The following is an 11,010-nucleotide window of genomic DNA, read 5'->3' as shown; positions in this document are numbered from 1 at the left end:
GTCGAAATGCAGAATGCTTCTCACGACAGCACCTATGTGTCGTTATGCCTTAGCAGCGACGCCGCCCATCGTCGCCGCAGGCTTCGGCCCGCGCAGAAGCGAGCCGACGATAATCGTGCAGGACCCGATCCTGCGGCGCCTGTTTGCCAGCAGAAAAATTAGCCTCCCACCCCGGCCCGTCTCGCGCCTCGTTCAGAGAGGCCACGGGAGGTGCGAACCCTGTTAAGATAGGGGTTCGGACCCGATAGCGGCAACCCCTAAACCCCGGAAAACCAGTATTTGAGGAGACCATCCATGACCTCTGCCGTTCCCACCGTCCAGGTTGACAACGAAACGTCGATTGTAACGGAGTGGCGTTTTTCACCCGGGGCAAACACCGGATGGCACCAGCACATGTATGACTACGTTGTCGTACCCATGACGTCCGGCACCTTGCGGCTGAAATCCGCCGATGGCGAGCATGAGGCCGAACTCGTCGCCGGACAGGCCTATTACCGCCAGGCCGGGGTCGAGCACGATGTCATCAATGCCAACGATTACGAGTTCGTTTTTGTCGAGGTCGAGCTTAAGGACCGCCCGCTTTCCACCTGACAAAACCGTGCTTTACGGCCGCTTGACGTTTCCTCTGAGCCAACTAGTGTGCACCGGAAATCCGCTCCTGCTGCCGCACCACATCTTAAGGACCGGTATCTGCCATGACAGTGCATGACGGCATCGTGCCGCTTGTCGGCAACACACCTTTGATTCGGCTCAAGGGGCCTTCCGACAAGACGGGATGCAACATTCTGGGCAAGTGCGAATTTCTGAACCCCGGCCAATCGGTCAAGGACCGGGCGGCGCTGTGGATCATTCGCGACGCCGAGAAACGCGGCGACCTGAAGCCCGGCGGCGTCATCGTCGAGGGCACCGCCGGCAATACCGGCATTGGCTTGTGTACGGTGGGCAACGCGCTTGGCTATCGCTGCGTCATCGTGATGCCGGAAACCCAAAGTCAGGAGAAGAAGGACACGCTGCGCGCGCTCGGCGCCGACCTCCACCTGACGCCGGCCGCACCCTATAAGGACCAGCGCAACTACATCCGCACATCCGAGCGCATGGCGACGGAAATCGCCGCCAGTGAGTCCAACGGCGCGGTCTGGGCCAATCAGTTCGACAACGTCGCCAACCGGCAGGCCCACATCGACAGCACCGGACCGGAGATCTGGGACCAAACGGACGGCGCGGTCGACGCCTTCGTCTCTGCGATCGGCACCGGTGGCACGCTTTCCGGCGTCGGCATGGCGCTCAAGGAGCGCAACCAGGACGTCCAGATCGTCATGTCCGATCCCTACGGCTCGTGCATGTACAGTTGGTTTAAGACCGGCGAGTTGAAATCCGAAGGCAGCTCGATCTCCGAAGGTATCGGCCAAGGCCGCGTGACCAAGAACCTGGAGGACGCGCCGATTGATCAGGCCTATCAGGTCAGCGACGTCGAGATGCTGGAGGTGGTGTTCGACCTCCTGCAGCACGAGGGCCTTTGCGTGGGCGGCTCCACCGGCATCAATGTCGCCGGCGCCGTCAAGGTCGCCAAGGATCTGGGGCCCGGCCACACCATCGTGACCATCCTGTGCGACTATGGCACGCGCTATCACAGCAAGATCTTCAATCCAGCCTTTCTGCGTGAACGCAACCTTCCCTCCCCGCCCTGGATGACGTAGGGATGGGATATGGAACTCCTGTTTCGTGACGACGCCTACCAACGATCCTGCGACGCCGTGGTGACGCAGGTCGATGATGACGGCATTCGCCTCGATCGCACGGTGTTCTACCCAACAGGCGGCGGCCAGCCTGGCGACAGCGGCACGCTGACCCTTGGCGATGGTCGGTGCATTGCGATCGAGACAACGCGCAAGGGCGCCGATCACGAGGACGTCGTGCATGTGCCCACCGCCGATCAGCCGGTGCCGTCGGTTGGCGAACCGGTGACAGCCGAGATCGACTGGGATCGACGTTATCGCCATATGCGCATGCACACCTGCCTTCATCTGCTTTGCTCGATCATTGAGGCACCGGTGACCGGCGGCCAGGTCAGCGAAACGCGAAGCCGGCTGGATTTCGACTGGCCGGATGCCAATCTGAGCAAAGAAGAAATTACCGAAGGGCTCAATCGTCTGGTGTCGGAGAACCACGCGGTGCAGCCGCGCTGGATCACCGATGACGAGTTGGCCCAGCAGCCAGATCTCGTCCGCACCATGTCGGTCAAGCCGCCGACCGGCGCCGGTCGAGTGCGGTTGCTCGATATCGACGAGGTCGATCTGCAGCCGTGTGGCGGCACCCACGTGCGCAACACCGGCGAAATCGGCGGCGTCGAGGTCGCCAAGATTGAAAACAAGGGACGGCAGAACCGGCGCGTCAGCGTCGTCCTGCTTGAAGACTAGGAGGAGCCTTTGGCCAATTCCGATGCCCTGGTGAGCACCGAGTGGCTCGCCCAGCATCTTACCTCGCCCGACGTGCGCGTGGTCGACGGATCGTGGTACCTGCCGACGGAGGAACGCGATCCGCGCGCCGAGTATGCCGAACAACACATTGCAGGCGCCGTTTTCTTCGACATCGACGATATCGCCGATGAAAAGAGCGACCTGCCCCACATGCTGCCAAGCCCGGAGAAGTTCTCCTCGCGCGTGCGCAAGCTTGGTCTGGGCGATGGTGTGCGCATCGTCGTCTACGACGGCGGGAACATGATGGCGGCCGCGCGCGTTTGGTGGATGTTCCGCGTCTTCGGCCACGACGACGTGGCCGTCCTGGACGGCGGGCTCGCCAAATGGCTCGCCGAGGGACGCCCGGTCACCGACGAAGCGACAACGCCGAAGGAGCGCCACTTCACCGCGCGCTTGAATACCTTTCTGGTACGCGATCTCAACCAGGTGCGCGCCAACCTGGACAGCCAGCGCGAGCAGGTCATCGATGCGCGCGGCGCCGGCCGCTTCACCGGTGACGAACCGGAGATACGGCCCGGACTTCGTGGCGGCCATATCCCGGGCAGCAGCAACCTGCCCTATGGCAACCTGTTGAACCCGGCAGACGGCACGGTCGTCGATGCCGACGCCATCACCGCGGCGTTTGCGGGTATCGGCATCGATCCCAAGAAGTCGATCATCACGACCTGCGGTTCGGGAATCAGCGCGACCTTTCTAGCGCTCGCCCTGCATTTGATTGGTAGCAAGAAGGTCGCCGTCTACGACGGCTCCTGGACCGAATGGGGCGGGCATGACGATACGCCGGTCGCGACTGGTCCGGCCTGAAACGGTGAAGAGGAAAGCGCAGAAACGGATGGCAACACCCTGAAGGTCGTCGTCACCTATCTAGAAATGACCGCGCGGCCACGTCGGCCAACCGTCGCCGCGCCCTTGCGCAAGCTCGCAGTCCTACGCGCGGAAAAGCCGACACTCTCTTTTTATCGCTACCTCTACGAGACGATCGGCCGGCCATGGCTGTGGACCGACCGACGCGACCTGAGCGACGACGAACTCGCCGCCCTCATTCACAATGACAAGATCGAAATCTACGTGCTCTACGTCGCCGGTGTGCCCGCGGGCTTCACCGAACTGGACTTTCGCGGCGAAACGCGCGTCGAGATCACGCATCTGGGCCTGGTGCCGGAGTTCACAGGACAGGGCCTGGGCCGGTTTCTGCTTAACTGGTCGGTGGACGCCGCATGGCGCGCGGAGACTCGCATTGTCACCGTCGAAACCGACACCGCCGACAACCCGCGCGCGCTCGGCATGTATCAACGCGCGGGGTTCAACGTCGTCGGGCGCACCGAGGTCGAGCAGAAGCCACATCCCGCGCTAACCAACCTGCCCTCGCCAAGCCAGGATCTCTAAAGCCGGGTCTATCTGGCAGGAAGGCTTGGTTCTGGACCCGGCCCAATGCCATGATGGCGCGACAGCAGGGTTCAGCCGGGAACATCATGAAACCAGAAACGGTCATCGTTAACGCGGGGCGCGACCCCGAGGCCAACCACGGCATCGTCAACCCACCCGTCTACCACGCCTCGACCGTGCTGTTTGAGACCCTGGAGGCACTCAACGGCGCCAGCGGCAAGGATTACCGTCAGGTCGTCTATGGCCGCTACGGCACGCCGACCACCTTCGCGCTGCAGGAGGCCATGGCGGCGCTGGAGGGTGGCGACTGGGCGATCACCTGCGGCTCCGGCAAGGCGGCCATCGCGACCGTGTTGATGGCCTTCCTGGAGGCCGGCGACCACATCCTGATCACCGATTCCGCCTATCAACCCACCCGCAACTTGGCTCTGGGCATGCTGAAGCGCTTCGGTGTCGAAACCACGTTCTATGACCCCATGATCGGCGCCGGCATCGCCAATCTGATCCAGGACAACACCCGCATTGTCTATACGGAATCGCCGGGATCGATCACGTTCGAGATCCAGGACCTTCCGGCCATCGCCGAAGCCGCCCACGATCGCGACGCTATCGTTCTCTGCGACAACACGTGGGGTGCCGGATACTTCTATAGACCGATAGCGCTGGGCGCGGATATCTCGATCCAGGCCGCCACCAAATACATCGTCGGTCATTCCGATGCGATGCTGGGCGTCGCCACCGCACGCGAAAAGCACATGGACCGGCTGTGGCATGCGTTCACCACGCTTGGCAACAATGTCGGCCCCGACGATGCCTATCTCGGTCAGCGCGGGTTGCGGACCCTGGCCGTTAGATTGGATCGCCACTATGAGAACGCGATGAAGGTGGCTGCATGGCTGAGCGAACGGCCCGAAGTCATCCGCGTCTTGCACCCCGCCTTGCCCGAGCATCCCGGCCACGACATCTGGCGCCGCGACTTCACCGGCGCAAGCGGCCTGTTCGGCATCCTGGTCAAGCCAGTCGACGACGCGGCCTTGGCGACCATGCTCGATGGCCTCGAGCTATTCGGTATGGGCTATTCGTGGGGCGGTTATGAAAGCCTGATCGTGCCGTGCGATCTTTCGCGCGCGCGCGCCATAACACCGTGGCAGGAAGACGGTGTGCTCTTGAGGCTGCATGTCGGGCTGGAAGATCCCGACGATCTTATTGCCGATCTTGATGCCGGCTTTGGCCGGCTCGCGGCCGCCGTTTGACGGGTCGGGGCCGTTGTTCGCCCTAACCGACATGGAGCGCGAGGCGCTCGTGTTGAGCCTTCAGGTCGGCGCGGTGGCCGTCGTCGCCAGCTTGCCGTTTGGCATCTTGATGGCCTGGCTCCTGGCGCGCGTGCCCTTCCCCGGGCGCGGCATCGTGAACGGTCTGGTTCATCTGCCGCTGGTCCTGCCGCCGGTCGTCGTCGGTTACTTGTTGCTGGTTCTGATGGGCCGCAAGGGACCGATCGGCAGCCTGCTGTACGATTGGTTCGCGATCACACTGATCTTCACCTGGGAGGGCGCGGCGCTGGCCTCCGCCGTCGTGGCATTTCCCTTGATGGTGCGCGCGATCCGGCTGGGCCTTGATCTGGTCGACCGCCGGCTGGAGACGGCGGCGCGAACGCTTGGCGCCTCGCCGAAGCGGGTGTTCGTTACCGTGACGTTGCCGCTCATCCTGCCCGGCATCATCACCGGATGTGTCCTGGCCTTCGCGCGCTCGATCGGTGAGTTCGGCGCGACCATCACGTTCGTTTCGAACATTCCCGGCGAAACCCAGACCCTGCCGCTTGCCCTCTATAGCGTCGCCCAGTCGCCGGGCGGCGAAGATGCCGCGCTCAGACTGGTCATCATCTCCTGCATCCTGGCCTTTGCCGCTTTGGCCGCCTCGGAAGTCCTGGCGCGGCGCGCGCAACGCCGCCTGGCCGGAGCGAGCGCATGATCTCGATCGACGTCGCCAGGGAAATTCCAGACTTCTCCCTGTCTGTGAAGATCGACATCGAACGAATTGGAATTACATCGTTTTTCGGACCCTCTGGATCTGGAAAAACCACCCTGATCAACATGATCGCCGGGCTCGTCCAACCGGATCGCGGCCGTATCGCCGCCGGTGATCGCGTCCTGTTCGATTCCGACCGGCAAGTCGACTTGCCGCCGGAGAAACGCCGATTGGGCTATGTCTTTCAGGACGCCCGGCTGTTCCCTCATATGACGACCGCGCGCAATCTGGGCTACGGCATGAACCTGCTGCCGGCGGGCGACCGGCGACTAGGCTTCGACGATGTGGTCGAGTTGCTCGATCTCGCTCATCTGCTGCGCCGGCGCCCCCACGAACTCTCAGGAGGCGAGCGCCAGCGCGTCGCCATCGGCCGGGCGCTCCTGGCCAGCCCCGATCTCTTGCTGATGGACGAACCCCTCGCCTCGCTCGACGGCCCGCGCAAGAACGAGATCCTACCCTTTATCCAGCGCTTGCCATCCGACGCCGCCATGCCCGTTGTCTATGTCAGCCACGCGGTCGAAGAGGTCATCCGCCTGGCCGATGACGTCGTCGTCATCCACAACGGCCACATGCAGGCCAGCGGCTCGGTCGAGGACATCATGAGCCGGCCCGACCTGGCACCCCTGACCGGGCGGTTCTGGGCCGGTTCCGTCGTACCGGCCCAGGTGATCGGTGATGATCCCGGCTGGGACCTCACCACGCTGTCGGTGCCCGGCGGCACGCTGACCGTGCCGCGTCTCGACCAGGCGCCGGGCAACAGGGTGCGCGTACGTATCCGCGCGCGCGATGTCGCGATCGCCCTGAAACCGCCCGAGCAGGTCAGCGTGCTCAACATCCTGCCCGGCACTGTCCAGCGCATCGTCGAGACCGATGGTGGCCAGGTCGATCTGGTACTCGACATCGGCTGCCCGCTACTGGCGCGGATCACCGAGAAATCTCGCCAGGAGCTTGGCATTCGCGAGGGCCTGCCGGTCTACGCCATGATCAAGGCGGTGAATGTCGACCGTCCCAGCATCGGCCCGGCCGGCGACACGGAGGAAGCGCCATGAGCGTTGACCTCACCGACATCGAAGAAGCCCGGAAACGCATCAAGGGCGCCGTGCGGTCGACGCCGGTTCTGGACGTTGAACCGGTGCGCCAGGCGATCGGCGTCCAACATCTGACGCTCAAGCTGGAGAACCTTCAGGTCACCGGTTCGTTCAAACCGCGTGGCGCCATGTCGAAGCTGATGACGCTGACCCATGACGAGCGCCGGCGTGGCCTGATCACCGCGTCCGGCGGCAACCACGGTCTCGCCGTCGCCTATGCGGCACACCATGCTGGCGTGCCCGCCGTCATCTTCCTGCCGACCTCGACACCTTCGGCCAAGGCCGACGCGATACGGAACTGGGGCGCGGACGTCGTGGTCGAGGGCGCGGTATGGGACGACGCCAACGCCGCCGCGCTTGCCGCCGCAGGCGAGCGCGGTATGACCTATGTCCATCCCTTCGCCGACCCCGCGGTGATCGCCGGGCAAGGCACTGTCGGCCTGGAGATCCTGAAGCAAACGCCGGATATCGACACGCTGGTTGTCGCCATCGGCGGCGGTGGCCTGATCGCCGGCGTCGCAGCCGCCGTCCGCGCGAAGCGGCCCGACATACAGGTCATCGGCGTCGAGCCGGTCGGCGCACCGACCCACCATGCCAGCCGCACCGCCGGTGAACTGGTCACGCTGGAGACCATCGCGACACGCGCCGGCACCTTGGCGCCGCGGCGCAGCGAGCAGCTCAACCTCGACCTCATCGGTGACCATGTCGACGACATCGTGCTGGTCGATGACGACGAGATGGCGACGGCCGCGCGTTGGCTCTGGTCGGAATGCGCCGTCGCCGCCGAACTCAGCGGCGCCGCGTCCCTCGCCGCGCTGCAGACCGGCCGCGCCAGTGGCAACAACGTGTGCGCCCTCATTTGTGGCGCGGGTACCGACGGCTTGGCGTGATGGCATCGGCCCCATGCACCGCAGAGGCCTGATCCGATGATCCGATCCGGAGCCGGGCTCATCTTAGGCACAGCTTGGCTTGGCGCGTTCCTCGCAGGCTTCGATTTCGCCGCGCTTTATGTCGCCATCCCGGTCATCGCTCATGAGTTCGGCATAGGCCTGTCGGCGACGTCATGGGTCGTGCTGGTCTACACCCTGGTCTTCGTTGGTTTCACCGTCTCCGTCGGCACGCTGGGGACACGGTTCGGCATCAGGCGCATGATGGCCTGCGGCTTTCTGATCTTTGGCGGGCTGTCGGTGTTCTGTTCGCTGTCAAACGACATCGTGACGCTGACCGCCGCGCGCGCCGTCCAGGCGCTTGGCGGGTCCATCCTCTATGTGTTGGGGCCTGCGGTTCTGCGGACCATGGTCCCTGAGGAGCGGCAAGGTCGGGCCTTTGGCATTTACACATTTGCACCCTATGTCGGTTTCTCCTTGGGGCCTGGCTTGGGCGGGTTGATCACATTCTACCTGGGCTGGCAGTGGATCTTCATCGTCAATGTTCCGATCTGCCTGTTCGGCTTGTGGGCGCTGCGCGCGATGCCGGCGCGCCCGCCAGCGAAGAGCGGTGAAGCCAAAAGGCGACTGGACACCGCGGGGTCGATACTGGGCTTCGTCTTCCTGGCCTTCCTGGTTGTCGGTTTTAACCAAGGTCGCGAATGGGGTTGGACGTCACCTGCCATTCTCGGCTGCTTTGTCGGCTGCGTGGTTGCCTTTGCGGCGTTCATCTGGTGGGAGATCCGCAGCGAACACAGCGCAATCGATATGTCGATGTTCGGACGACGAGTGTTCGGCCTGAGCCTCTCGTCGATCTTTTTCATACTTTTTGTCAGCGCCGGCGCCCAGTTCCTGTTCCCTATCCACACCGAGTGGTTCAAGGGGTTGTCGGTTCAAAATGCCGGTTTTCTGCTGATGGCCATGTCGGCCGGTCTCGCGTTGTCGAGCCTGCAGTCGGCGCGTTTTGCCGAACGGTTTCATGTTCGCGACGTCTGTGTGGCCGGCCTCGTCATTGCCGCAGCCGGCGCCGCGGTCTTCGCCTTCGGCCCGCAGCGCCTTCCGTTCTGGATCTTCGGGATCGCGATGGCTGTGTTCGGGTTTGGCATCGGCATGCACTATCCGCAGATGATGCGCCTTGCGATGCAGAGCGCACCGCACGAGAAGAGCATCGAAGCCTCAACAGCGATGTCGAGCACACGGAGTGTCGCGCAGCTCCTGGGTATCGTGGCCTTTGAAACCGTGTTCTCCCAGGTTTACCTGAAGGCAAACAGCCCGCACTACGGATCGTCCACCAACACCCAGTCGGTCGACCTGATGGCGGAGGCGTTCTTGATCGCCTTTTCGCTTGCGGCGGTGTTGTGCCTGTTGGCGATCCTGCCGCTCATGTTCCTCAAACGGGCTGAAGAGAAACTGGCATCGCCATGACCGATTCCTCCGATAGCCTCGATCGCATGTCGCGCGCGGCACGCACGTCACTGTTCGACGGCGTGTGTGACCCCGACCTGTTAATGGGGCTGGTTTTCTCCAATCTAATGTCGCCTGCGCTTTGGTTGTTCCGCGACAAGATTAGCGAAAAAGCCGGAGCCGAAGCCGGCGACCATCAGCACGCGGTCATGAACGAGATCGCACACTACGTGAACAATCACTTCTTTCATCTGGGCCAGAAGGATATCAGCGACATCTGGGGTCTTCTGGATATCGAGACAGAAGCATCCGGCGATCGCGACGGGCCGATCCGATACGCTCTCGACCTGATGGTCCGGCATAACGAACAGCGCATTGCCGATGGCGACCTCGATCCGAAGAACGTGCTTAAACCCCATGTCGAACGCGGTAAGTTTCCCGAATACATATACACGACCCTCGACATCATTCACGCCAACCGCCGCATCCTTCAACGCAAGAAACACAAACCCTACGGCATCACCTGCTGCGCGGACGAAGCGATCCTGATCTCATCCCTGGCCTGCGTCCTGGATGAGGTTTCGGCAGGCGACATCATGTTCATTGGTTCGCCCGAGCATTACACGGCCTTCATCCGCCACAGCGGCACGATGTTCTGGTTCAACGGCAAGAAAGAGTTCTTCGATTCCGAACGTTGGGCGCAAGAGGTCGCCACCAACACCGGCGGCGATGCCCAACGTGCCTTCGACAACCGCATGGTCACGATCGATCGTGTCATCACGCCGCGCGGCACGTTCTATCTGCGCGCTGGTCAAAGTTCGATCGAACAGGACCGCTGGCAAGCAATACGGCGGGACCTCTCGGCCTTCTTTGGCGTTGAACTGAGGCAGATCGCCGAGGCCTGCAGCAACGACGTTACCTTCACGCACCATCCGCTCGGCAACGTGTCGCTGGATGACTTTGACAGCCTGCAATCAGCGGATGACGCGACACGCCTCTTGGAGGGTCTGGCGGCCGACAAACCCGGAGCGACCTTTGAAGCCGCCCTCGTCGCCTTCCGCCGCCTTAACGTACGCAATCCCGAGGCCTACGTTGTGGCAGCACTTCGCGAACACAGGGCGCGCGAGGCGGCCGCCGACATTGACACGCTTGATCATGCTATCGCCGTCGTTCGAGGCATCGACGGTCGCGAGTCCATTTTTGACGACCGCGACCGGCTCGCTCTGCCTGATGAAGTGCTGCTGCTGAACACCGGCACCGACCGTGACAAGGCGCTCTTGCTCTTCGCATTGCTCCACCACGCCGAGCTTGGCGACGTGCCGCCCCAACTGGTCTTTTGCGAAGACGACAGTTATGTCGGCACGGGCGAGCGGTTGATCAGCCTGCGTACGCTGTCTGATTCTGCTGGCCTTCAAGGCGAACCGTTGTTGCGCTACGGCGGATAGCGTCAACGTCGTCTTGCGCTTCTTTCGCGGCGGAACGGCTGTAAGGGACGCAAGGGCCAGATCGTCACAAAGGTAGAGGCCGGTTGGGAGCCCATTGTGGGGCCCCCAACCGTCGCATGCCTAGATTGCCGAGCCTTCCTGGGTTCCGACGCCGCGGCGGCGGATGACCTCGGAGAAGGTGACGATGAAGAAGGATGCCAACAGGATGCACGCGCCCAGCGACAGCACCATCGGCAGCCGGTTCGGGAACCTGAGCTGG

11 protein-coding genes are annotated in these 11,010 nt (G+C 63.1%); all 11 read left to right on the top strand.

The features are described from left to right. The first annotated feature begins 294 nt into the window (after window positions 1-294). The 11 genes from AAF563_24780 to AAF563_24730 all read left to right on the top strand — a co-directional run bounded on the left by AAF563_24780 (window position 295) and on the right by AAF563_24730 (window position 10,751). Complete coding sequence (locus tag AAF563_24780) at window positions 295-591, top strand: cupin domain-containing protein (GenBank protein MEM7124515.1); 297 nt, start codon at window positions 295-297, stop codon at window positions 589-591. 104 nt (window positions 592-695) lie between these two features. Continuing rightward, window positions 696-1,697: a cysteine synthase A gene (locus AAF563_24775; GenBank protein MEM7124514.1), complete on the top strand. Its 1,002-nt coding sequence runs from the start codon at window positions 696-698 to the stop codon at window positions 1,695-1,697. A 9-nt stretch (window positions 1,698-1,706) separates the two neighbouring features. Next, a complete protein-coding gene (locus AAF563_24770) occupies window positions 1,707-2,417 on the top strand; it encodes an alanyl-tRNA editing protein (GenBank protein ID MEM7124513.1) in 711 nt (236 codons plus the stop codon). A gap of 9 nt (window positions 2,418-2,426) precedes the next feature. Beyond that, window positions 2,427-3,281, top strand: coding sequence for a 3-mercaptopyruvate sulfurtransferase (gene sseA, locus AAF563_24765; GenBank protein MEM7124512.1), 855 nt, complete (start codon window positions 2,427-2,429; stop codon window positions 3,279-3,281). Window positions 3,282-3,386: 105 nt separating this feature from the next. Next, a complete protein-coding gene (locus tag AAF563_24760) occupies window positions 3,387-3,863 on the top strand; it encodes a GNAT family N-acetyltransferase (GenBank protein MEM7124511.1) in 477 nt (158 codons plus the stop codon). A gap of 86 nt (window positions 3,864-3,949) precedes the next feature. After that, window positions 3,950-5,116, top strand: coding sequence for a cystathionine beta-lyase (gene metC, locus AAF563_24755; protein ID MEM7124510.1), 1,167 nt, complete (start codon window positions 3,950-3,952; stop codon window positions 5,114-5,116). Beyond that, window positions 5,082-5,831 (top strand): molybdate ABC transporter permease subunit, encoded by a 750-nt coding sequence (gene modB / locus AAF563_24750; GenBank protein ID MEM7124509.1) that lies wholly within the window; start codon window positions 5,082-5,084, stop codon window positions 5,829-5,831. The genes metC and modB overlap by 35 nt, the downstream gene beginning before the upstream one ends. Continuing rightward, a complete protein-coding gene (gene modC, locus AAF563_24745; protein MEM7124508.1) occupies window positions 5,828-6,937 on the top strand; it encodes a molybdenum ABC transporter ATP-binding protein in 1,110 nt (369 codons plus the stop codon). The genes modB and modC overlap by 4 nt, the downstream gene beginning before the upstream one ends. Continuing rightward, complete coding sequence (locus AAF563_24740; GenBank protein ID MEM7124507.1) at window positions 6,934-7,866, top strand: pyridoxal-phosphate dependent enzyme; 933 nt, start codon at window positions 6,934-6,936, stop codon at window positions 7,864-7,866. Before modC ends, AAF563_24740 begins: the two co-directional genes overlap by 4 nt. Before the next feature lie 36 nt (window positions 7,867-7,902). Continuing rightward, complete coding sequence (locus AAF563_24735) at window positions 7,903-9,327, top strand: MFS transporter (protein MEM7124506.1); 1,425 nt, start codon at window positions 7,903-7,905, stop codon at window positions 9,325-9,327. After that, window positions 9,324-10,751: a hypothetical protein gene (locus tag AAF563_24730; protein MEM7124505.1), complete on the top strand. Its 1,428-nt coding sequence runs from the start codon at window positions 9,324-9,326 to the stop codon at window positions 10,749-10,751. Before AAF563_24735 ends, AAF563_24730 begins: the two co-directional genes overlap by 4 nt. Window positions 10,752-11,010: the final 259 nt, after the last annotated feature.

This window comes from Pseudomonadota bacterium, assembly GCA_039028155.1.
In the GTDB taxonomy this organism is placed as follows: domain Bacteria; phylum Pseudomonadota; class Alphaproteobacteria; order SP197; family SP197; genus JANQGO01.
Note: the sequence above shows the minus strand (reverse complement) of the source record. Positions and strands in the feature narration are given on the sequence as shown.

What these genes read in the sequence shown, in the direction of transcription:
- AAF563_24735 (MEM7124506.1), top strand. Translation starts at nt 7,903, where the DNA reads ATGATCCGATCCGGAGCCGGGCTCATCTTAGGCACAGCTTGGCTTGGC.
- AAF563_24780 (MEM7124515.1), top strand. Translation starts at nt 295, where the DNA reads ATGACCTCTGCCGTTCCCACCGTCCAGGTTGACAACGAAACGTCGATT.
- metC (MEM7124510.1), top strand. Translation starts at nt 3,950, where the DNA reads ATGAAACCAGAAACGGTCATCGTTAACGCGGGGCGCGACCCCGAGGCC.
- AAF563_24770 (MEM7124513.1), top strand. Translation starts at nt 1,707, where the DNA reads ATGGAACTCCTGTTTCGTGACGACGCCTACCAACGATCCTGCGACGCC.
- AAF563_24775 (MEM7124514.1), top strand. Translation starts at nt 696, where the DNA reads ATGACAGTGCATGACGGCATCGTGCCGCTTGTCGGCAACACACCTTTG.
- AAF563_24730 (MEM7124505.1), top strand. Translation starts at nt 9,324, where the DNA reads ATGACCGATTCCTCCGATAGCCTCGATCGCATGTCGCGCGCGGCACGC.
- AAF563_24740 (MEM7124507.1), top strand. Translation starts at nt 6,934, where the DNA reads ATGAGCGTTGACCTCACCGACATCGAAGAAGCCCGGAAACGCATCAAG.
- modB (MEM7124509.1), top strand. Translation starts at nt 5,082, where the DNA reads ATGCCGGCTTTGGCCGGCTCGCGGCCGCCGTTTGACGGGTCGGGGCCG.
- modC (MEM7124508.1), top strand. Translation starts at nt 5,828, where the DNA reads ATGATCTCGATCGACGTCGCCAGGGAAATTCCAGACTTCTCCCTGTCT.